The sequence below is a fragment of the Micromonospora sp. KC721 genome, from assembly GCF_004348355.1.
Classification (GTDB): domain Bacteria; phylum Actinomycetota; class Actinomycetes; order Mycobacteriales; family Micromonosporaceae; genus Micromonospora.
On the sequence record NZ_SMJY01000107.1, the window covers coordinates 1 to 21,047 of the forward strand.

Sequence of the window (21,047 nt, forward strand, 5' to 3'; positions counted from 1 at the left end):
CGTCCCGGCGCACCCACCCCCACCAGGACGACCCGCCCGACGACACCACCGCGTACCACCTCGGCCTGTCTCGGCCCGGTGGTGTACGAGATCGACGGCGCCGACACCGCCGACCGGCCCCGGTCGCTGTGTATCGCGGTCGGCGGGGTGCTGCGTGTTCGCAACGTCGGCCCGGAGGAGTTGACCGCGACGCCGCCCGGCTTGGCGGTCTGCCGCTACGAGGCCGGCATCTACAACTGCCAGCTGGTCGAGACCGGCACGGTGTCGATCACCCTGACGTATCCGAGCGCACACACGATCCGGGTCGTCGTCCGCTGACCGGTTTCGCGTCGCGGGCGGTCATCCCGCCCGCAGCGCCATCGAGTCCAGCAGGTCGTCGACGAAGGTCACGCTCGCCCCGTCCGGCGGGGTCACCTGCACGTACGCGAGCGTGGCACCGCCGGTGAGCAGGGCGGCAGCCTCGACGATGACCGGTTTGCCGGCCGGGCATCCGGCGTACCGGGCGATGGTCCACTCCAGGTCGGCCCGGCGGGCGGTCCGCACCGGGTCGGCGCGGCACCGCGGGTGGGTGTGTCCGGCGAGGAAACCGGCCGGGTCGGTGGCCGCCTCCCGGGTGTCGGACAGGCCGATGAACGCGCCGGGCACCTCGGGGTCGGTGACCCAGTGCCCCGGGTCGGGTGAGATCACCATGGCCGGTGCCAGGCCGCCGCGGGACGCGGGGCGGCCTGCCCAGCCGGCGCCCTCCGCCCGCCAACCGGGCGGCAGCCGTACGCTGATCCGCCCGCTGGCGTCGGTGGCCACCCCGACCGGACGGTCCCGCCAGAGGTCGACCGCCACCACCCCGGCCGCCGTGACAGCGGCCAGGACCAGCGCGAGGGCCACCCGCCGGTGACGTCCCCGCCGCCGGCGGCGGCGCTCCGGTCGGTCACCGGAGGTGACCGCCTCGGCCAGCGCCCGCGCGAACGCGTCCGCGTCGCGGTACCGGTCGGCCGGCGCCGGTGCGGTGGCCCGGGTCAGGACGGCGGCCACGCCCGCCGACGGCCCGGCCGAGCCGAAGAGCCGCAGGCCGAGCCGGCCCAGCCCGTACACGTCGGCCCGCTCGTCGACGGTCGACGACGGGTCGTCCTGCTCGGGGGCCATGTAGCCGGGGGTGCCGGCGCGGGCGGTCAGCCCGGACGCGGCGGCCATCGCCTTGGCCAGGCCGAGGTCGGCGACCACGATTCGTCCGCCCGACCAGGCTTCCGCGTCGGCGGCGGGTACGGCGGGCGGGTCCGGCGGCGCGGGTCCGCCGGTGGTGGCGGCAGTGGTGTCGCCGGGTCGCGGCAGGCACAGCAGCACGTTGCCCGGCGTCAGGTCCCGGTGCACGATGCCCCGGCTGTGCAGATCGGCGACCGCGGCGGCCACCTGGCACAGGATGCGCAAGGCCGTGTCGGTGTGGACGTCCCCCGCCTCCAGCAGGTCGCGCAGGCTACCGCCGGTGGCCCACTCCATGACGATGTACGGTCGTCCGTCGGCGAGCTCGCCCACCGTGTGCACCCGGATCAGCCGTGGGCTGTCCACCTGCCGCAGCAGCCGCGCCTCCAGGCTGAACCGTTCCCGGATCCGCAGGTCGTTGGCCCAGTTCTCAGCCAGCACCTTGATCGCGACCCAGTCCCGCAGAGCGGGGTCGAACCCGAGCCACACGGTGGCGAACGCGCCCGCGCCCAGCAGGCGCTCGATCCGGCATCCGCCGATCTCGACCGGTCGTGCACCGGAGGGTGGTTGCACAGGTGCACGCTACCCGCCGCGGTCCGCCCACGCGCGCCACCGCCACCCGGACGGGCCTGCCGCCGGTACGACAGGTCACCCGTGGCACATCGACGCCGGTCACGCGAGATGCCGGCGACGCCTCCTGCGGCTACGGTTGGGGCCACCAGCTGTCGATCTCCGGGGAGGGTGTGTGCTGGCACTGGTGGCTGTCCATGCGCTTGCAGCCGTGGTCGCTCCGGCGCTGGTACGTCTCTGGGGCCGGCGCGCGCTGCACCTGCTGGCGTGCGTCCCCGCCGCCGCCCTCGGCTGGGCGTTGACCCAGACCGGCACGGTTCGCTCCGGCACGCCGGTCGTCGAGACGGTCACCTGGGTGCCGCAGCTCGGCCTGGACATCGCCCTGCGGATGGGGACGCTGTCCTGGTTGATGGTGCTGCTCGTCGGCGGGGTCGGCGCCCTGGTGCTGGTGTACGCCGCGCACTACTTCCGTTCCGACGATCCGGGGCTCGGCCGCTTCGCGGCCGTGTTCGTCGCGTTCGCGGGGGCGATGCTGGGCCTGGTGGTCTCCGACGACCTGCTGCTGCTGTACGTGTTCTGGGAGCTGACGACCGTCTTCTCGTACCTGCTGATCGGCAGCGACCCGACGCGGCGGGCCAGCCGGCACGCGGCGATGCGGGCGCTGCTGGTGACCACCCTGGGCGGGCTGGCGATGCTCGCCGGGTTCGTGATGCTCGGGCAGCACGCCGGCACGTACCGGTGGTCCGAGGTCGCCGACAACCTGCCCGACGGCGGCTACCTCACAGTCGCCCTGGTGCTGGTGCTGCTCGGCGCGCTGAGCAAGTCGGCGATCTTCCCGTTCAGTTTCTGGCTGCCGGGGGCGATGGCGGCGCCGACGCCGGTCAGCGCGTACCTGCACGCCGCGGCGATGGTGAAGGCGGGGGTGTTCCTCGTCGCGCTGCTGGGGCCGGCGGTGGCCGAAGCCACGCCGTGGCGGCCCGTGCTGCTGGCCAGTGGCCTGGTGACGCTGCTGCTCGGCGGCTGGGCGGCGCTGCGGCAGGTCGACCTGAAGCTGCTGCTCGCCTACGGCACGGTCAGCCAGCTCGGCCTGCTGATGGTGATCCTGGGCGCCGGCACCCGGGACACCGCGTTGGCCGGCGTGGCGATGGTGCTGGCCCACGCCATGTTCAAGGCCACCCTCTTCCTCGTGATCGGCGTCGTCGACCACGTCGCCGGCACCCGGGACCTGCGCGAACTCAGTGGGCTGGGCCGGCGGGCGCCGGCGCTGACGGTGGTGGCCGGGCTCGCCGCCGCCTCGATGGCCGGTCTGCCACCGATGGCCGGGTTCGTCGCCAAGGAGGCGGCGGTCGAGGCGTTCCTGCACGGCGGCACGACCGAACTGGTGGTGCTCGGCGGGGTGCTGGTCGGCTCGACCCTGACCGTCGCGTACACGCTGCGTTTCCTCTGGGGCGCGTTCACCGTGAAGCCCGACGTACCGCTGGCCCGGCCCGGACCGGTCGGGTGGCCGCTCCTCGGGCCGGCCGCGGTGCTCGCCGTCGCCGGCCTGGCGGCGGGCGCCCTCGCTCCGGCGGTGGACCGGGTGCTCGCCCCGTACGCGGACCTGTATCCCGGCGCCGGGCCCGGCTACCATCTCGCGCTCTGGCATGGGCTGACTCCCGCGCTCGGCCTCTCCGTCCTGGCGGTCGCCGCCGGTGTCGGAGTGTTTCTGCTGCTGCACCGGCGGCAACCGCGCCTGGTCCGGCTGCCCTTCGACGGCGCCACCGTCCACGACCGGCTCGCCCGCGGCGTCGACCGGGCGGCGGTGGAACTCACCGGCGCCACCCAGCGCGGCTCCCTTCCGTTCTACCTGGGGGTCATCCTGCTGGTGTTGGTCGTCCTGCCGGGCGGGGCACTACTGGCCGGCGTGCCGTGGCCCCGGCGGTTCCACCTCTGGGACACTCCCCTGCAGGCCGTCGCCGCCGCCGTGGTCGTCGTCTCCGCGGTGGCCGCCGCCCGTGCCCGGCGCCGACTGACCGCGATGATCCTGGTCGGCGTGACCGGTTACGGCACCGCACTGTTGTTCATCCTGCACGGCGCCCCCGATCTGGCGCTGACCCAGTTCCTGGTGGAGACCGTCACGATCGTCATGGTCGTGCTGGTGCTGCGCCGGCTGCCCGCCACGTTCTCCGAGCGGCCCACCCGGGCCGGCCGGCGGGGCCGGATCGCGCTGGGCGTCGTCGTGGGTGTGGTCGCGGCCGGAATGGCGTACGTCGCGGCGGGGGCCCGGGTGGCCACCCCGGTCTCGGTCGGCTTCCCCGCCGAGGCCGTCTCCTACGGCGGCGGCAAAAACGTGGTCAACGTGACACTGGTGGACATCCGGGCCTGGGACACCATGGGCGAGATCGCGGTGCTGGTGGTGGCCGCCACCGGGGTGGCCAGCCTGATCTTCCGCCACTCCCGGGACCTGGACCTGCGCAGCGGCATTCCGGGGGTCGGCCGCAGCGAGTCGGTGCGACCGCGCTGGCTCACCAGCGGGGCCACGGCACGACAGCAGTCGGTCATCCTCCAGGTCGTGACCCGCCTGCTGTTCCACGCCATCGTGCTCTTCTCGATCTACCTGCTCTTCTCCGGCCACAACGCCCCCGGCGGCGGCTTCGCCGCCGGGCTGGTCGCCGGTCTCGGGCTGGCCGTGCGGTACCTGGCCGGCGGGCGTACCGAACTCAACGGAGCGGCCCCGGTGGACGCCGGCCTGGTGCTCGGCGCCGGGCTGTTCGTCGCGGTCGGTACCGGCCTCGCCGCGATGGTGCTGGGCGGCGAGTTCCTGCAGAGCGCCCTGCTCGACGTCCACGTGCCCGTCCTGGGGCATGTCCACTTCGTCACGTCGGTCTTCTTCGACGTCGGCGTCTACCTGATCGTGGTCGGCCTCGTCCTGGACATCCTGCGCAGCCTCGGCGCGGAGATGGACCGCCAGCAGGAGACCGACCAGCGGGAGAGCGAACCGGCCGGCCACCGGACGGAGGAGTTGGTGTGAGCCCGAACCTGACCTACGTCCTGGTCGTCGGCGTCCTCGTCGCCGCCGGGGTCACGTTGCTGCTGGAACGCAGCCTCACCCGGGTACTGATGGGCGTCATCCTGCTCGGCAACGGAGCCAACCTGCTCCTGCTCACCGGGGGCCGCTCCGGTGGCGCGCCGATCGTCGGCACCACCGCCGAGCAGGACATGGCCGACCCACTTCCCCAGGCGATGGTGCTGACCGCCATCGTCATCACCCTCGGCATGACCGCGTTCCTGCTGGCCCTGGCCTACCGTAGCTGGCACCTGAACGGACACGACGAGGTGCAGGACGACGTCGAGGACCGCCGCATCGTCGAGCTGGCCGACCGCGACGAGGGCCCCGGCACCGCGGACGTCGAGGCCGGGGACGACGACCCGGCGTCGAACCCCGCCGAAGAGCAGGTGGCCGCCACCGGCGCGCCGGGAGGACGCGCATGACCTGGCTCGTCCCGTTGCCGGTGGTGATGCCGCTGCTCGGCGCCGCCCTGACCCTGCTGCTCGCCGGCCGGCCGTACGCCCAGCGGTGGGTCAGCCTCACCGTCCTCACCGCCACCGTGGCGGTCGCCGGCACGCTGCTGGTGCGGTCGTCGCTGCACGGGCCACTGGTCGTCGAGGTCGGCGGCTGGGTCGCGCCGCTGGGCATCGTGCTGGTCGCCGACCAGCTCGCCGCGCTGATGCTCGTCGTCTCGGCGGCGGTCACCCTCTGCGTACTGGTGTACTCCATCGGGCAGGGCATGGCCGACGGCAACGAGGAGACGCCCCTGTCGGTCTACCACCCCACCTACCTGGTGCTGACCGCCGGCGTGTGCAACGCGTTCCTCTCCGGTGACCTGTTCAACCTCTACGTCGGTTTCGAGATCCTGCTGGTCGCCAGCTACGTGCTGCTGACCCTCGGCAGCACCGAGACGCGGATCCGGGCCGGCACCACGTACGTCGTGGTGAGCCTGCTCTCGTCGCTGATCTTCCTGGTGGCCATCGGCCTGGTCTACGCCTCGACCGGCACCCTCAACCTGGCCCAGCTCGCCGACCGCCTCGACGCCCTGCCGGACGACCTGCGGCTGGTCCTGCAGGCCATGCTGCTGCTGGCCTTCGGTATCAAGGCCGCGGTGTTCCCGCTGTCGGCCTGGCTACCGGACAGCTACCCGACCGCGCCGGCTCCGGTCACCGCCGTCTTCGCCGGCCTGCTCACCAAGGTCGGCGTGTACGCGATCATCCGCACCGAGACGCTGCTGTTTCCCGGTGGCCGCACCGCCGACCTGCTGCTGGTGGCCGCGGCGCTGACCATGGTGGTCGGCATCCTCGGTGCGGTGGCCCAGTCGGACATCAAGCGGCTGCTGTCGTTCACCCTGGTCAGTCACATCGGCTACATGCTGTTCGGCGTCGGCCTGACCACCTCGCTCGGCCTGTCCGCGGCGATCTTCTACGTGGTGCACCACATCACCATCCAGACCACCCTGTTCCTCGCCGCCGGCCTGGTCGAGCGGCGGGGCGGCAGCACCGCGCTGGACCGCCTCGGTGGGTTGGCGCGCGTGTCGCCGCTGCTGGCGGTGCTGTTCTTCGTACCCGCCCTGAATCTGGCCGGCATCCCGCCGTTCTCCGGGTTCCTGGGCAAGCTCGGCCTGGTCCAAGCGGGCGTGGCAGACGGCGGGCCACTGGCGTGGACGCTCGTCGCCGGTGGCCTGCTGACCAGCCTGCTCACCCTCTACGCCATCGCCCGGGTGTGGAACCTCGCCTTCTGGCGCGCGCCGCACCCGGACATGCCCGCCCCGGGCGACGCCGCCCGGGCGGCCGGTACCGCCGGCGCCGAGCAGCCGCACGACGACGCTCCCCACGCGGTCGCCGTACTGCCCCGGCTGATGATCGCGCCCACCGCCGTACTGGTCGGGCTCGGGCTGGCGTTGACCGTGGCGGCCGGGCCACTGTTCGCGCTCAGCACCGACGCCGCCGACGACCTGCTGCGCCGCACCCCGTACGTCGAGGCCGTGTTTCCGGACGGTGCCCCGTGACCGGTGCCCCGATGACCCCGGCGAGCCCCGCCGAGCCGACCAACCCACCGCTGACCCGCCGCGCCCGACGACGCAACCGTCTCGTCGCCGTGACCGGCCTGGTCCTGGTCTGGGTGTTGTTGTGGGGCACCTTCACCTGGGCGAACCTGATCGGTGGCCTGTTGGTCGCCGTCGTGCTGCTGGCGGCCTTCCCGTTGCCGCCGGTGACCTTCGCCGGCCGGATCCGTCCGGTACCGCTGGCCCGCTTCTGGTCGCGGTTCCTCCGGGACCTCGTGGTCGCCTCCGTCCAGATCGCCTGGCTGGCGCTACGGTTCGGGCACACGCCACGCAGCGCGATCATCGCCGTGCCGCTGCGGGTGAACACCGACCTCAACCTCACCCTCACCGCCGAGGCGTTGTCCCTCGTGCCCGGGAGCCTCATCCTCGAAGCCGACCGGCGGACCGGCACCCTGTACGTCCACGTCCTCGGGGTCCGCACCCTCGACGAGGTGCAGCGGTTCCGCCGCGACGTGCTGGACCTCGAAGCGCGGATCGTCGCCGCCATCGGTTCGTCCGAGGAACGACGCCGCGTGGCGCGGGCCGACCCAGCCGGCCCACCGGAGCCGACCCACCTGGAAGGGACACCGACGTGACCGTCGTCGCCGTCACCGTCACCGCGCTGCTCACCATGGCCAGCGGGCTCACCCTCGTACGCATCATCCGCGGGCCGTCGATCCTCGACCGGGCCGTCGCCACCGACGTCCTGCTGGCCATCATCGTGGCCGCCATCGCCACCGAGGCCGCCTACAGCCGCGACGCCACCGCCCTGCCCGTACTGGTCGTCCTCGCCGTGCTCGGGTTCGTGGGTTCGGTGAGCGTCGCCCGCTTCGCCGTACGGAGAGATCCGGAATGACCCTCGACGCCGTTCTCGACATCGTCGCCGCCGGCTGCCTCATCGCCGGCGCGCTGCTCAGCCTCGCCGCCGGCGTCGCCCTCATCCGCTTCCCGGACCTGCTCTCCCGGATGCACGCGGCGGCCAAGCCCCAGGTCCTCGGGCTGCTGCTCGTCCTGCTCGGGTGCGCGCTGCGACTGCGTACCGGGGTGGACATCACCACCCTCGTGCTCGTCGGGGTCTTCCAGCTGGCCACCGCCCCGGTCGCGGCGCACATGGTGGGCCGGGTCGCGTACCCGCACGACGAGATCCGCCGGGACCTGCTGCTCACCGACGAACTCGCCGCGCACATCGACCGGATCCGCGCCGACCGCACGGACCGTCCGGAGGTGTCCGACGCGGCCTCGGCGCCGGGACGCGGCTGAGGCCGACCGCCTGCGCCGGCGGTCCTCCGGGCCGCGCCTGCCCGCCGAGCCGGGCGGTGGCAGGTGGGCTCGACGGGCAGACAGCGGGGTCAGGTACGAGACAGTGCGCGGTCGCTGACGAAGGACTGGAGACCGAACTGGCGGGCACGGCGTTCGGCGAAGTCGGCCAACCCCGGGCTGTCGGCGTAGTCCAGGCTGTACAGGTCCAGCTCCAGCCGGAGCAGTTGCTCGGCGATCTGGGCGTGGAACTCCAGCACGTCCGGCGGCCACGGGGCGTAGCCGTCGTCGGTCCAGCGAGCCGAGAAGGACTCGAAGACGATGCCGTCGACGAGTTCGGCCAGCCGGGGCAGCATGCCGAACCCGCGGTTGGCCAGCAGGTACGCCGGCCTGGCTTCCTCTCGTACGGCGGCGATCAGGGTGAGCAGGTGCGGCACGTCCTCGGGGTAGGTCAGCTCGACGTTGAGCGTGTCCAGGAAGAGCCCGGCGAAGCCACCGGCGATCGCCGCCTTGGCCGCACCGACAACGTGCGCCACCCACAGCGGATGGTCGACGTGGACGAACGCCCCGCCCCAGTCGGGGTTGCGTTCCTGGCGCTGCCAGGGCGCGGGCGGGCCCTGATCCTCCGACAGTGACAGGTAGCCGAGGGTCTGCACGCCCTGCTGCGCGAGGTGCCGCAGCTCGGCGGGCCGGTAGAAGCCCGGTTGCAGGACCACCCGCAGGTAACCGGCGAGGTCGGCGAGCCGCCCGTCGCCGTAGTAGAAGCAGATGGGGCGCCGGCTCATCACCGCCCCCCGTGTTCCCGGTACCAGGAGAAGGTGCTCCGTACACCCTGTTCCAGGCTGACGGCCGGTTCGTAGCCGGTCAGCGCCCGCAGGAGGGACAGGTCCGGGCAGCGGCGGGCGACCGAACCGGGCGGTGCCGGCGCCGCCTCGATGACCGGGCTCACCCCGGCCACGGTGAGGACCAGCTTGGCCAGGTCGCCGATGTTGGTTTCCTCCCGGTCGTTGCCGATGTGCACGATCTGCCCTGCCGCGGCCGGGTTGGCCATCAGCCGCAGCATGGCCTCGACCGCGTCGTCCACGTGGCAGAACGCCCGGTACTGGTCGGCGCCGGGCACCGGGAACGGGTCGACGCCGCGCAGCGCGCGCAGGGACATCTCCGGGATGACGTGGTCGGCGCCCATCCGCGGGCCGTACACGTTGTGGAAGCGGCCGACCACCGTGTCGAAACCCCGGGCCCGGGCGGTGTGCAGGAAGGCGGCCTCGCCGAGGAGTTTGCTGGCCGCGTAGGCGAACCGGGGCGCGGTGATGTCGGAGATGGTGGTCGGCACGCTCTCCGGCGTCGGCACCGGCACCCACCCGGCGGTCACCCCGCCGGCGTAGACCTCGCTGGTGGAGGCGAAGAAGACCCGCTCGCCGGGGGCGACCCAGTCGAGCAGGTGCAACGCGACCAGGGTGTTGGTCCGGACCACCCGGGCCGGGTCCTGCTCCACGTTACGCACGCCGACCACGGCGGCGAGCAGGTAGATCTGGTCCCAGCCCGACGGCAGGGTGGCCCAGGTGTCCGGGGCGGTCAGGTCGGCGGAGACCACCCGCACGGCCGGTTCGCCGCGCAGCCGGTCGAGGTCGGCGTCGTCGCGACCGCGCGAGAAGTCGTCGACAATCGTCACCTGGTGCCCGTCGGACACCAGGCGGCGGGCGAGGTGCAGGCCGATGAAGCCGGCCCCGCCGAGCAGGAGCACCCTCATGCCGGCGCCACCTCCCCGGCGAGGGCCGTCCCGGCGACGGTGGCGGACGCCGCCGGCACGCCGGAAGCCGTCGGGGTGGCGGACGCCGCGGCGGGTGCGGGTTCCGGGGCGGGCGGAAGGTAACCGAGGCCGGCGTAGCGGATCCCGGCGGCGGTGACCGCGTCGGCGTCGAGCACCCGCCACGAGTCGTAGATGAACGCTGGCCGGCCCTCGCCGAGCAGTTCCGGGATCCGGATCGCCCGGTAGTCCGGGTGGTCGTTGATGATCAGAACGGCGTCGGCGTCGGTGAACGCCTTGTCCACCCCGACCGGCTCGCCCCCGTACTGGCGGATGACGTCGTCGGTCACCATCGGGTCGTGGCCGAGGACGGTGACGCCGGCGGCGGAGAAGACCCGCATCATGGTGGCGATCGGGGTGCCGCGCATGTCGTCGGTGGGCGGCCAGCCCTTGTACGCCCAGCCGAGCACCGCCAGCCGCGCCCCCCGGCTGTGCCCACGCGCCTGCACCAGCATCCGCACCACGGTCTCCGCCACATGCACCGGCAGGTACTCGTTGAGCTGCCGGGCCTGGCCGACGAGGAACGGCGCCCGGTCGCCCGCACTGTCGATCATGATGTACGGGTCCTTGGAGAGGCAGCCGCCGCCGACGTATCCCGGTTTGGCGAGGTCCGGACGCGGATAGTCGACGTTGGCTGCCCTGATCACCTCCAGCGGGTCGAGGCCGTGCCGTTCGGCGATGAGCGCGACCTCGTTGCCGAAGGAGTAGATCAGGTCGGTGTGGCAGTTGTTGGAGAGCTTCACCAGCTCGGCGGTCTCCAGGCCGCTGACCGGGACGAGAGTCTGCGCCAGGCCGCCGAAGAACTCGACCCCGGCGGCGAGGCTGGCGACGTCCAGACCGCCGACCACCTGGGGCAGCTCGACGAGTTCCCGCAGCGCCTGGCCCTGGATGGTGCGTTCCGGCGCCATCACCAGCCGGACCTGCTCACCCCAGGCGGCCCGCAGCTCCGGCAGCACCACCCGGCGGCTGGCGCCCACCGGCACCGTGCTGCGCACCACGACCAGCGTGTCCGGACGGCAGGTGGCAGCGACCGCGCGGGCGGCGGCGGCCAGGTTCGCCAGGTTCGGTCGGTGGGTGATGTTGTCGACCGGCGTCGACACGCTGATCACCGCCACGTCGACGGTGTCGCGGGGCAGTTCGGCGGCGACGTGGATGTCCCGGCCGACGTGGGCGGCGAGAATCTCCTCGACGCCGGGCTCGAAGATGTGCGGCCGGCCCCGGGACAGCGACGCCAGGACCGCTGGGGACACGTCCGCGCCGTAGACGGTGAAGCCCTTCTCGGCGAGCGCGACGGTGAGCGTGAGCCCCACGTAGCCCAGGCCGACGACCCCGACCTTTGTGCGCATTCGTCTCGTCCTTTCTGCTGGAGGGGTGGTCCGCGCAGCGGCGGACCGTCCGTCGTGGGCGGCCGGCCGCCCACGACGGCGCGGCTCAGCCGCAGGGGGCGGTGAGCCGGTCGACTTCCCGGACGGTGACGGTGCCGGCGAACCGTTCCGCGCGGTACCGGCGGCAGGCCGCCCGCACGTTCTCGGCCCGTACGGCGTAGTCGATGGCGAGTACGAACTTGCCCGCGTCGCGCAGCGCCCGGGTGTGCGCCAGGTTCGTCACGCACCAGTCCCGGGTGCACGGCTCGTCCGTCGCCAGGTAGAAGAGCTCCTCCATCCCGATGCCGTCGATGGCGGCGGTGTAGCCCGGCTGCTCGCGAAGTTCCGGCGAGTTCTGCGGGACGATCAGGAAGCCGGGACGGCGGGCCTTGGCGTACGTGCTGATTCGGGCGATCAGCGCGACCATGTCGGCGGCGAGCCGCGCCCGATCCCGGCCCCGGGTGTGGGTCAACGAGATCTCCTCGTAGGCCAGCGGGGTGTCCAGGTAGACCCCGTCGAAGCCGGCGCGTAGCGCCTGGTCCACCCGGGGTCGCACCACCCGGTCCCACCAGCGGGCGTCCCAGTACTGCACGAAGTACTCGCCCGGCCACTGGGTCCACTCGTTGGCCAGCAGGTCCGGGGCGGTGCGGCGGATGACCGGATACTCCGGGCGGAAGTTCTCCAGGCTGCCGATCTCGAAGTACGCCAGCACCCGTTTGCCGCTACGACGCAGCGCGGTGATCTCGGCGGCGGTGAACCAGTCGGTGTGCGCGTCCCTCGCCAGATCGATGACGGCGAGTTGGTGGGGCTCGCGGGCCAGCGCGTCGAGCCGGCCATCGGCGTACCCCTGCAGTTGGTAGGCCAGGGAGGTGACCGTCCTGGGCGGTGGCGGTGTGCGGACGCCGCCGCCCGGCGTGCCGGTGGCCGGGTGGCTCGGCCGTGCCCCGGAGCCGACGGTGCCGCCCGGGGCGGGGGCACTGGCACCCGGCCCGGAGGCGGTGGCGGTGCCGGGGGTGGGTTTCGCCTGTGGTCCGGTCTGCGACCCGCAGGCGACGAGCCCGCCCACCACGGTCATCACCAGCATGGTCGCCCCGGCCCGGGTGGCCATTGGCCACCGTCGCCGGGGCTCTCCGCCGCAGCAGGGACCGTGCTTCATCGCGCCTCCTCGGCGGCCAGGATGTCCTTCATCGACGTGGCCAGGTCGCGGCCCGGCGCCCAGCCCAACTCCCGGCGTGCCCGGCTGACGTCGGCCTGGATCCAGTCGACCGCGGTCGAGCGTTGCGGCCCGGTGCCGGTTTCCCGGATCCGGCCGCCGTACCCGGCCATGGCGGCCAGCAGCTCGACGGCATCACGCGCAGTGACCGTTCGACCACTGCCGACATTGAACACCCGGTACCGCAGCTGCGGTGCGAGCGACACGGCGACGACCAGTGCGGCCACGTCCCGCACGTCGACGAAGTCCCGGTACGCCGACAGCGGACCCAGGGTGATCTCCGGGACGCCGCCGGCCACCGCGTGGCGGATGCGCGCCGCCGCCCGGCCGAGCAGGTTCTCCTCCGACATGCCGGGGCCGATCGGGTTGAAGACCCGCAGCGACACCGCATCGGCCTGCCCGGACTCGCCGGCGAGCTGGAACAGCCGGGTCGCGGCCAGATGGCTGACACCGTAGGCGCTGACCGGCCGCGTCGGCTGTTCCTCGGTGACCGCAACCCCCTTCGGCACGACGCCGTACTCGCCGGCGGAGCCGAGCCGGACCAGCCGGGCCCGGGGGGCTGCCGTGGCGACGGCGTCGAGCAGCTTCGCCGCGACCACGGTGTTCGCCGCGACCAACTGCCCGACGGAACCGGCCAGGGCACCCACGCAGGTGACGACGACGTCCGGAGCGCTCGTGCGCAGCAACGCCGCCAGCCCTTCCGGGGTGCCGTGCAGCAGGTCGTAGGTGGCCCGGCCGGGGCACTCCACCTCGGTGATCCGCGGGTCCGACTCCAGTGCGCTACGCACGTGCGTACCGATGAAGCCGGACGCCCCGAACAGCAGCACCCGGGTCACGCCCGCCCTCCCGCCGGTGCCGTGCCGGCCCGCTCGGTGGCGACCGGGTCGACCGCCACCGGATCGACCGCCACCGGATCGGCGGGCGTCCGGAGCGCCGGCAGCAGAATCGGTTTGAGCTGCGCGAACGCCCGGTTCGCCTCGTCGTAGTCCTCGGGTCGCCCGATGTCCAGCCAGAACCCGTCGAACGGGTACGACGCCGGACGCTGCCCCGCCGCCAGCAGATCCAGCACCAGCTGGTCGAAGCCGAAGGAGAGCCCGGGCGGGTACGGTGCGAGCGTTTTACGCGACATCGCGTACACACCCATGCTGACCGGGTAGCGCAGGGTGGGCTTCTCCCGGAATCCGACGATGTGCCCGGCGTCAACGTCGAGTACCCCGAAGTCGATCCGGTGCACCCGCTCGGAGGTCGCCAACGTCAGTCCCGCCCCGGAGAGCGTGTGGGCGCGCAGCAGGTCGGCGTAGTCCAGGTCGGTGAGGACGTCGCTGTTCATCACCAGGAACTCGTCGGGCAGCCGGTCCTTGAGCCCGAACAACGGACCGACCGTGGACAGCGGCCGTTCCTCCTCGACGTAGTCGACGGCGATGCCCCACCGGCGTCCGTCTCCGACGTAGGCCCGAATCAGCGGGCCCAGATGGTTGATCGCCAGGGTCACCGAGGTGAACCCGCGCGAGGCGAGTTGGTCGAGCACGATCTGCAGGATCGAGTGGCTGTCGCCGATCGGCATCAGGGGTTTCGGCAGCGCCGTCGTGTACGGCCGCAACCGAACCCCCTTGCCGCCGGCAAGGATCACCGCGTGCAACCAGACCTCCCCAATGGTCTCGGATGAACTACCGGTAGTGCCGGATCTGCCCGATAACCGGAAGCAGACCGAGCGCGAACAGCGCCTGGAGCAGCACGACGCTGCCCAGGTAGAGCGAGGTGTCGGCGAGGGCGGAGCCGCCCTGCCCGAGCAGCGGCGCCACACCGAGCAGCGCGCCCACTCCGATGTGCAGCGCGATCACCACCGCCATGGACAGGCACAGCCAGCCGTAGCGGCCCCGTCCGGCCAGGAGGAAGGCCAGGTAGTAGGCGCCGGCCAGTGCGACGTGCGCGGCTGTCATCACCGCTCCGGCGGCCGAGAGCAGTCCCACCTGGGCCAGGCCGGCCAGCAGCGCCGCGCCCAGCAGGGCCGGCACCGCGAGGCAGGCCGTGAACTCCCGGCCGATGGTGCGCCACACCCCGGCCACGAACTCCCCCGGCCGGCGGGCCCGCCGGGACAGCGCGACCATGTCCGGCCAGAACCGGCCGGTGCGCCACTCGACGTACCCCATGGACAGCAGCAACGGCACCGCGGCCGCCACGATGTCCAACCGGGTCAGCAGGTACGGCGCCTGCGCGTGGAACAGCAGGGCCGCCGCGCAGAGCCCGTAGCCGGCGATGCCCAGCAGCGCGGGTGTCTGGGCACGCAGCCCGGTCGGCGGCGTCGGTTCCTCGGCGTCGCCGGCCGGTCGGGCCGCCCACAGGGCGATGGCGAGCGCCGCCAGCACGGAGCCGGCCGCCGCGAGCACAGCCCACCGCTGGGCCGCGCCGCCCACGAGCAGATAGGCCGTGCCGAACAGGACGGCCGGGATCATCGCCGCGGCCAGCCACGCCTCCCGCCGGTAGAAGATCAGCAGCGTGCTGGCCAGTTGGTACGCCACCTGGAGGACCATCATCACGGCCAGCGGCAGTCCGCCCAGCGGCAGCACCGCGACACCGAGTGCCACCCCGAGCAGGAGCCCGGTCAGCGCGGCCCAGCGCAGCACCCGGCTCGCCGCGCGCGGCCGGCCGTGACCGAGCAGCCGGTAGGCGAGGTACGCGGCCACGCCCGACCAGATCCAGCCGACGGTTCCGGCGAGAACCATCCCGAGCACCAGACCCGGCCGCCCGACGGCCATCAGCACGGCCGGGAAGGCGGCGCTGGGCAGCAGGTAGAGCGGCCCGTGCAGGACCGGCCGCAGGCCGGCCCACCGGCCACCGGTCACCACCGCGACGGCGGCCTCGTCGGGTTCCGGCAACGGCGGCCCCATCCGCTGGAAGACCTCGGTGGCGAGGGTGAAGACGTCGCGGTAGCCGTACTCGACCTGTGCGGTCCGGTCGGTGTGCCCGTCGGCCTCCAGCGCGGCGGCGACCTGGAGCGCGTCGACCGCCCGGCCCAGCCGGGGCCGGACCCGCTCGACCAACTCGTCGACCGGGTCGGTGGAGATCCTGGGCAGCAGGATGGTGCGTTCGGGCTCGTCGGCGGGGGCCGCTGGGGCGCAGACGGGTCCGGTGTCGTCGTCGCTGAGGAGGGTCATCGCGGATCGCCGACCGATCGGAGCGTGCCGACTCCGCCGGGGTGCTCCGCCGGGCCTTCGGCTCGGCCGGGCCCACCGGGCGGGACGGGCACCGCGGCCGCCCCGGAGTGCTGCTCGGGTCCGCGCTGGCGGGGCACCCGGGCCGGAACGGCCGCCACACCGGGCCGGATCGCCTGGTTCGGGACGGTGACCCGGCCCTGGGCCTGGCCCCGCAGATGCCGCCGAGGCGGGGACGCCGCCAGGGGCACGGTGAGCCGTTGGTAGATGTCGCGGTATGCCTGCAGCGAGCGTTGCAGCGTGAACCGCTCCAGGACCCGGGCCCGGGCGACCGCACCGAGCCGCAGCCGCAGTTCCCGGTCGTTGAGCAGCCGCACGCAGGCGGCGGCCACCGCGGCGACGTCGCGTGGCGCGACGACGATCCCGGTGTCGCCGACCGCCTCGGCGACGCCTCCGACGTTGGTGCACACCGTCGGCCGTCCGCAGGCCATCGCCTCCACCACCGTGTAGGGGAAGCCCTCGGAGATGCTGGTCAGCGCGACCAGGCTGCCGGCGTGGTACGCCTCGACCGCGCTGCCGACCCGGCCCTCCAGCGTGGCGTGTCCGGTCAGCCCGAGTTCGTCGATCAGTGCCTGGCAACTTGCGTGGTAGACCTGGTTGGCCGCTGGCGTGCCGCCGAAGATGCGCAGCCTCGCGGCCGGGATCTCGGCGCGGACCAGAGCGAAGGCGCGGATCAGGGTGTGCAGGTCCTTCAGCGGGTCGATGCGACCCATGAACGAGATGGTGGGCAGTTCCGGTTCGCCGACCGCCGGAGGGAAGTCGTCCGGGTCGACGCCGTTGTACATCGTCCACATCCGCTCGGGATCGGCGCCGTTGTGCAACTGCCAGCGCCGGTTGTACTGCGAGTGCGGCGCCAGCGCGTCGGTGATCAGGTACGCCGCACCGGCCAGGGAACGGAAGAAGCTCAGCACCAGCACCCGCACCGCGTGCGGCGCGGTGTCGTGCAGGTACGAGATGTAGCGTTCCCGCAGGTAGATGCCGTGTTCGGAGAGCACCGACGGGGTGCCGTGGGACCACGCCGCCGTCATGGCGACCAGCGCGGCGAGGCCGTTCATCGACGAGTGCACGATGTCGGCCCGGACCGGCGGAGCGCTCAGGGGGCGCAGCATGTGCGAGATGAGCCAGGCCGCCTCCAGCGCGTCGGCGACGGTGAGCGCCGGCCCGATCTCGTCGGCCCGCAGGCCGTGCCAGGCGTCCAGCATCATCCCCAGGGCCTGGTTGGACAGCAGGCCCGCGCTCAGGTCACCGCCGGTGGCCGCGTACTCGAACATACCCCGCAGGGCCAGCAGGAAGGTGCTGCGGTTGACCTCGCCGGCCGGGGAGAGCGTCGACTCCAGCGGGGTGACCAGCGCCCGCAGGAACACCTCGTACGACTCGATGAATCCGGCACCGGGCCGTCCGGACGGCAGCGGTATCCCGCGCCGGGGGCGGCGGCCCGGCGGCCGTCCGCCCCACAGCGGGATCGAGTGCACCCGGTCCAGGTTCGCCGGCCGGTCGAAGACCGGTTTCTCGGTGCCGTCGACGGTGAGCGCCACGACCTCCCACCGGTACTCCGGCATTCCACGGATGAGCTGCTCGCACCAGACACTCACGCCGCCCATCGCGTAGGGGTACGTGCCTTCCGAGACCAGTGCGATCCTCACCGGGTGCCCCCGTTCAGCTTCTCGTCACCGGGTGTCGCCGCCGGAGGTCATGGGCGGGGAGCGGCGTCGAACGTCACGGTGGTGCCCGCGGCGAGCGTCACCGGGACGCTGACGTCGCTGCCGTACGCGGTGGCACCCGCGGTGGCCGCGGTCACGCCACCCAGCCGCACGGTGCCGGCCGCCGGCGAGGTCACCGAGATGGTGCCGGCGCTGCGGTCGTAGACCGCCTCGACACCGGCGCCGAGCGCGGCGAAGTGGGCGGTACGCGCCCTGCCGTACGCGGCGATGTCCGGCCAGGCCGAGTTCAGCAGCGGCACCGAGTAGTAGGAGTCGTACTTGTTCACGACCTCCTCCACCCAGTCGGTGACCAGGGTCCTGCCGGATCCGTAGTCGCGCACGTTCGCGATGTGGAAGGTGTGCGGGTAGATCGACCCGGATGCCACGTGTTGCAGCGCCACGCCGGTCTCGTAGTCGAGCACCTGGGCGTAGGTGCGGTCGGTGGGCCAGTAGGGGAAGTGCCCGTTGGGGCCGTAGAAGGAGTTGTAGAAGTGGGTCTGCTCGGCCGGGGTGGTGGTGTGGTAGGCGATGTTCGTCGGCCAGCACGGCATGACCAGGATGCCCGGGTTCAGCGGGTGCATCCTGCCGGTGTTGAGGTGCGCGGGAACGTGGCTGGCGAAGGACATGTTGCCGGCCAGGACGTCGATGCCGAGATCCGCCGCGGCCTGCAGCAGCGCCGGGTTGGACGCCTCCAGGCCGTGGTCGGTGGGCGGGCCGGTGTCGTTGTCCGGGTCGTCGTTGTAGACACCGAGGCCGGAGTACTCGGGGGTCTTCAGGACGCTGGTGGGCACGTTGAGCCCGATCGAGGCGCCCGCCGTCCGGTTGTCGTTGATCTCGTTGTACGTCGTGGTGTAGTCGGTCTGGTTGAGTTCGGGGTGGTTCAACGTGTGGTTGATCCACCGGAAGCTGTTCTTGAGGCACTTCGTGGTGGCGGTCAGCGTGGTGGCGTCGCCGTCGGGGCTGCACGCGTCACCGGCGAACGGATCGATGTCGGCACCGTTGTAGGCGATGTTGAAGGTGAAGCCGGCCGCCTTCGGGTGCGCGGCCCGCAGCGCGGTCTGCCGCGCGGCGAGGTTGACCGCGTCGTGTCCGGTGACCTGGTAGCCGGGGGTGTACTCGACCGTGCCGTCCTCGTGGTAGTGGTCCGAGGCGTTGAACCAGTCGTCGATGTCGACGTTGAGGTGGTGCTTCCGCTCACCGAAGTACAGGCCCTTGCTCGTCCACCGGAACAGGCCGTAGACCAGCAGGTCGGAGTGGAGCAGGTGCTGGTTCGAGGTGAAGGTCAGGGCCATCCGCTCCCGACCGTCGGTGGACGTGGTGCGCACGGCGAGCACGTCGGAGCCGTTGGTCATCAGTGCCTCGGCGTTGCAGCCGGCCTTGATCGCGGTGCGGTAGACGTACGAGTGCGTCACGGGGATCTGGGCGGTACTGGCAAGGTAGTCGAAGACCGCCGCGCCGGAGCTGGTGAGCGAGACGGGCAGCGGCGTCTCACCGACCGCGGCCTCGCCCTTGGAGGTGAGGCAGTAGTCCTCCGGCCAGGTTCCGTGGCTGGTGTAGAGGGCAGCCTGCCGGACCCGGAAGTTGCGCTCGTAGGCCCAGAGGGTGTTCCACTCGGTGGGGGTCAGGCCACTGAGGTAGGCACCGCCGGACGCGTAGAGCTGCATGCTGTTGGTGAGCAGGATCGCGTTGTACCTGCCGACGCCGTCGGGGCGGACGAGGGTGCTGGGGGTGACCGTCTCGGTGGCGGTGTAGAGGACGTCGTACGCGGCGCCGACCCGGTCGAGAGTGGTCTTGAGCGTGGGTACGCCGAAGTCCTCCGGGTTGGTGGCCACGATCAGCGCCCGGAGCGCGACGCGGTCGTTGGCCGCCTGGGTGCCGACGCCGCTGCTGCTCGCGGTCGGCCGGGGCGCGGTGACCCGGACGGTGCCGGACCGGGTGGGCAGCGGGCCGGGCCGGGCCTGCTTCTGGTCGGCGGCCTTTCCTGGTGCGGTGAAGGGCTGGCTCGGCACCGGCGCGGGTCGAGCATGGACGGGGGCCTGGGTACCCAGCACGACCGCGAGTGCGGTCAGCCCGGCGAGGACGAGTCGGGTGGCGCGGCGCGCAGGTCCGGTGGGGACCATCTACTGACCTCCGATGTGGAGACGACCGAGTCGTGGTCCATCATGGACCACTACCCAGAGAGCGATGTGCGCCAATTCGGTGCACCGTCGGAAAAGTACGCCGCCTGTTGCGCATACAACATTGACGCCAGCGCCGCAGAATGGTAGCGAAACACTTTCGGCCGTGCCGGAGATGCGGCACCTCGTTGGATTTTGCATGGTAGGTACGGCAACGCGAGCAGTCTCGCAGATGCGCATTAGGAGCGACCTCGTGGCGCTGGCGACAGGCCTTCGGCACCGCTCCGGACACCATCAGCCCCTCCTGCCACACACGAGGCAAGGTAACGGAGCGCATTCTGTCGGTTACCCGACAGTGAGGTTTGACGAGCAACCGACCCGGCCATACGGGGAATAAAAATTGCACGTTCCACCCATTGCCGTAACTCCGGCACGAACCTCCCCGCCGCGAGGCCGACTCGGTGCCGTCGGGAGGAGTTCTGCTTTTTGCGACAGAACTTCCGAGGCGATGCCGGCACCGCCGGATTCGACAGGACATCAACTGCACGGCCGACTCCGCCACCGACCCCGTAGGCGACTGCGGCAAAATTGCGTATTCCGGTCGCCGGAATTGCCGAATGCAACTTGCCAACGCGCCCGCCGACCCCTGCGCGGACGCGCTCGAGCAGAGCCAGGAGCCGCCGGTTCCGGACGAAGGCCGACGAGACGACAGCCAAACACCCATCAATTGACCGACTTCGATGCTTGTGGGACTCTGTCCCACAGAGCCGCAGCGGGAGCCACACGTGCCGGCACGGGAGCGGGGCAACTCCCGGTCGTCCGGGCGTCGTCGTCCGACCTCTTCCCCTGGAGGGCTCTGTGTCCACCATCATCCGCTCGCGTCGCATCCACCTCGCGACGTGGCTGTCCACCGTCGGCACGGTCGCCGTACTGCTGCTGACCATCACCCTGGCCGATCCGGCCGCCGCCCACGGATCCGTGGTCGACCCCGCGTCCCGCAACTACGGCTGTTGGCAGCGGTGGGGCAACGACTTCCAGAATCCCCGGATGGCCACCGAGGATCCGATGTGCTGGCAGGCCTGGCAGCACAACACCTCGGCCATGTGGAACTGGAACGGCCTGTACCGCGAGGGCGTCGCCGGCAACCACCAGGGCGCCATCCCCGACGGCCAACTGTGCAGCGCCGGCCGCACCGGCGACGGCCGGTACAACTCACTGGACGCCGTCGGGGCATGGAAAACCACCACCGTCGCCAACAACTTCCGGGTCAAGCTCTGGGACCAGGCCAGCCACGGCGCCGACTACATCCGGGTGTACGTGACCAGGCAGGGATTCAACGCCCTGTCCAAGCCTCTGGCCTGGAGCGACCTGGAACTGGTCGGCCAGATCGGCAACACCCCCGCCTCCCGGTGGACCCGCGAGAGCCAGGGCGTGTCCATCCAGATCCCGGCCGACGCCCCGGGCCGCACCGGCCGGCACATCGTCTACACCATCTGGCAGGCCAGCCACGCGGACCAGTCGTACTACCTGTGCAGCGA

General features: G+C 72.2%; 17 protein-coding genes and 1 pseudogene. 8 read left to right on the forward strand and 10 right to left on the reverse strand.

Annotated features, from left to right (window positions below):
• A pseudogene (locus E1182_RS31195) lies at positions 1-318 on the forward strand (hypothetical protein); the annotation flags it as partial.
• Between the two features lie 21 nt (positions 319-339).
• Here the strand turns inward: E1182_RS31195 and E1182_RS18460 are convergent.
• Complete coding sequence (locus tag E1182_RS18460; protein WP_243706292.1) at positions 340-1,767, reverse strand: serine/threonine-protein kinase; 1,428 nt, start codon at positions 1,765-1,767, stop codon at positions 340-342.
• Positions 1,768-1,939: 172 nt separating this feature from the next.
• Between E1182_RS18460 and E1182_RS18465 the strand changes: the two genes are divergently transcribed.
• From E1182_RS18465 to mnhG, 6 genes are read left to right on the forward strand one after another with little or no spacing between them, the layout of a single operon-like run.
• Positions 1,940-4,774, forward strand: a complete 2,835-nt coding sequence (locus E1182_RS18465; RefSeq protein ID WP_132266922.1) for a Na+/H+ antiporter subunit A — start codon at positions 1,940-1,942, stop codon at positions 4,772-4,774.
• Entirely contained in the window at positions 4,771-5,235 is a 465-nt protein-coding gene (locus E1182_RS18470) for a Na(+)/H(+) antiporter subunit C (RefSeq protein ID WP_132266924.1), read from the forward strand. The genes E1182_RS18465 and E1182_RS18470 overlap by 4 nt, the downstream gene beginning before the upstream one ends.
• Positions 5,232-6,803, forward strand: a complete 1,572-nt coding sequence (locus E1182_RS18475) for a Na+/H+ antiporter subunit D (RefSeq protein WP_132266927.1) — start codon at positions 5,232-5,234, stop codon at positions 6,801-6,803. The genes E1182_RS18470 and E1182_RS18475 overlap by 4 nt, the downstream gene beginning before the upstream one ends.
• Before the next feature lie 11 nt (positions 6,804-6,814).
• On the forward strand, positions 6,815-7,435 hold the full coding sequence (locus tag E1182_RS18480) for a Na+/H+ antiporter subunit E (protein WP_132266929.1): 621 nt from the start codon (positions 6,815-6,817) through the stop codon (positions 7,433-7,435).
• Positions 7,432-7,695: a monovalent cation/H+ antiporter complex subunit F gene (locus E1182_RS18485; protein WP_132266931.1), complete on the forward strand. Its 264-nt coding sequence runs from the start codon at positions 7,432-7,434 to the stop codon at positions 7,693-7,695. The genes E1182_RS18480 and E1182_RS18485 overlap by 4 nt, the downstream gene beginning before the upstream one ends.
• Positions 7,692-8,099 carry a monovalent cation/H(+) antiporter subunit G gene (gene mnhG, locus E1182_RS18490; RefSeq protein ID WP_132266934.1) on the forward strand — a complete coding sequence of 136 codons (408 nt, stop codon included), beginning with the start codon at positions 7,692-7,694 and terminating at the stop codon, positions 8,097-8,099. Before E1182_RS18485 ends, mnhG begins: the two co-directional genes overlap by 4 nt.
• An 89-nt stretch (positions 8,100-8,188) precedes the next feature.
• On the opposite strand, the gene E1182_RS18495 is transcribed toward mnhG, so the two are convergent.
• From E1182_RS18495 to E1182_RS18535, 9 genes are all read right to left on the reverse strand, one after another.
• On the reverse strand, positions 8,189-8,881 hold the full coding sequence (locus tag E1182_RS18495; protein ID WP_243706293.1) for a hypothetical protein: 693 nt from the start codon (positions 8,879-8,881) through the stop codon (positions 8,189-8,191).
• Positions 8,881-9,846 carry an NAD(P)-dependent oxidoreductase gene (locus E1182_RS18500; RefSeq protein WP_132266938.1) on the reverse strand — a complete coding sequence of 322 codons (966 nt, stop codon included), beginning with the start codon at positions 9,844-9,846 and terminating at the stop codon, positions 8,881-8,883. The genes E1182_RS18495 and E1182_RS18500 overlap by 1 nt, the downstream gene beginning before the upstream one ends.
• Complete coding sequence (locus tag E1182_RS18505; RefSeq protein ID WP_132266940.1) at positions 9,843-11,249, reverse strand: nucleotide sugar dehydrogenase; 1,407 nt, start codon at positions 11,247-11,249, stop codon at positions 9,843-9,845. The genes E1182_RS18500 and E1182_RS18505 overlap by 4 nt, the downstream gene beginning before the upstream one ends.
• 85 nt (positions 11,250-11,334) lie before the next feature.
• Positions 11,335-12,423, reverse strand: a complete 1,089-nt coding sequence (locus E1182_RS18510) for an endo alpha-1,4 polygalactosaminidase (RefSeq protein WP_243706294.1) — start codon at positions 12,421-12,423, stop codon at positions 11,335-11,337.
• Positions 12,420-13,316 (reverse strand): NAD(P)-dependent oxidoreductase, encoded by an 897-nt coding sequence (locus E1182_RS18515; protein WP_132266943.1) that lies wholly within the window; start codon positions 13,314-13,316, stop codon positions 12,420-12,422. The genes E1182_RS18510 and E1182_RS18515 overlap by 4 nt, the downstream gene beginning before the upstream one ends.
• Positions 13,313-14,110: a sugar phosphate nucleotidyltransferase gene (locus E1182_RS18520; RefSeq protein WP_243706295.1), complete on the reverse strand. Its 798-nt coding sequence runs from the start codon at positions 14,108-14,110 to the stop codon at positions 13,313-13,315. The genes E1182_RS18515 and E1182_RS18520 overlap by 4 nt, the downstream gene beginning before the upstream one ends.
• 37 nt (positions 14,111-14,147) lie before the next feature.
• Entirely contained in the window at positions 14,148-15,635 is a 1,488-nt protein-coding gene (locus E1182_RS18525) for a hypothetical protein (RefSeq protein WP_132266947.1), read from the reverse strand.
• Positions 15,632-17,335 (reverse strand): GT4 family glycosyltransferase PelF, encoded by a 1,704-nt coding sequence (pelF, locus tag E1182_RS18530; RefSeq protein ID WP_132266949.1) that lies wholly within the window; start codon positions 17,333-17,335, stop codon positions 15,632-15,634. Before pelF ends, E1182_RS18525 begins: the two co-directional genes overlap by 4 nt.
• 47 nt (positions 17,336-17,382) lie before the next feature.
• The gene (locus tag E1182_RS18535; protein WP_132266951.1) at positions 17,383-19,512 is read right to left on the reverse strand and encodes a hypothetical protein; all 2,130 of its coding nucleotides are present in this window, start codon (positions 19,510-19,512) and stop codon (positions 17,383-17,385) included.
• Between the two features lie 855 nt (positions 19,513-20,367).
• On the opposite strand from E1182_RS18535, the gene E1182_RS18540 reads away from it, so the two are divergent.
• Positions 20,368-21,047 (forward strand): lytic polysaccharide monooxygenase (locus E1182_RS18540; RefSeq protein ID WP_371687562.1); only part of this gene is annotated, 680 nt, incomplete at its 3' end.

Coding starts and splice junctions, on each gene's coding strand:
- E1182_RS18475 (WP_132266927.1), top strand. CDS start 5,232: ATGACCTGGCTCGTCCCGTTGCCGGTGGTGATGCCGCTGCTCGGCGCC.
- E1182_RS18495 (WP_243706293.1), bottom strand. CDS start 8,881: ATGAGCCGGCGCCCCATCTGCTTCTACTACGGCGACGGGCGGCTCGCC.
- E1182_RS18480 (WP_132266929.1), top strand. CDS start 6,815: ATGACCCCGGCGAGCCCCGCCGAGCCGACCAACCCACCGCTGACCCGC.
- E1182_RS18525 (WP_132266947.1), bottom strand. CDS start 15,635: ATGACCCTCCTCAGCGACGACGACACCGGACCCGTCTGCGCCCCAGCG.
- E1182_RS18510 (WP_243706294.1), bottom strand. CDS start 12,423: ATGAAGCACGGTCCCTGCTGCGGCGGAGAGCCCCGGCGACGGTGGCCA.
- E1182_RS18505 (WP_132266940.1), bottom strand. CDS start 11,249: ATGCGCACAAAGGTCGGGGTCGTCGGCCTGGGCTACGTGGGGCTCACG.
- E1182_RS18535 (WP_132266951.1), bottom strand. CDS start 19,512: ATGGTCCCCACCGGACCTGCGCGCCGCGCCACCCGACTCGTCCTCGCC.
- mnhG (WP_132266934.1), top strand. CDS start 7,692: ATGACCCTCGACGCCGTTCTCGACATCGTCGCCGCCGGCTGCCTCATC.
- E1182_RS18500 (WP_132266938.1), bottom strand. CDS start 9,846: ATGAGGGTGCTCCTGCTCGGCGGGGCCGGCTTCATCGGCCTGCACCTC.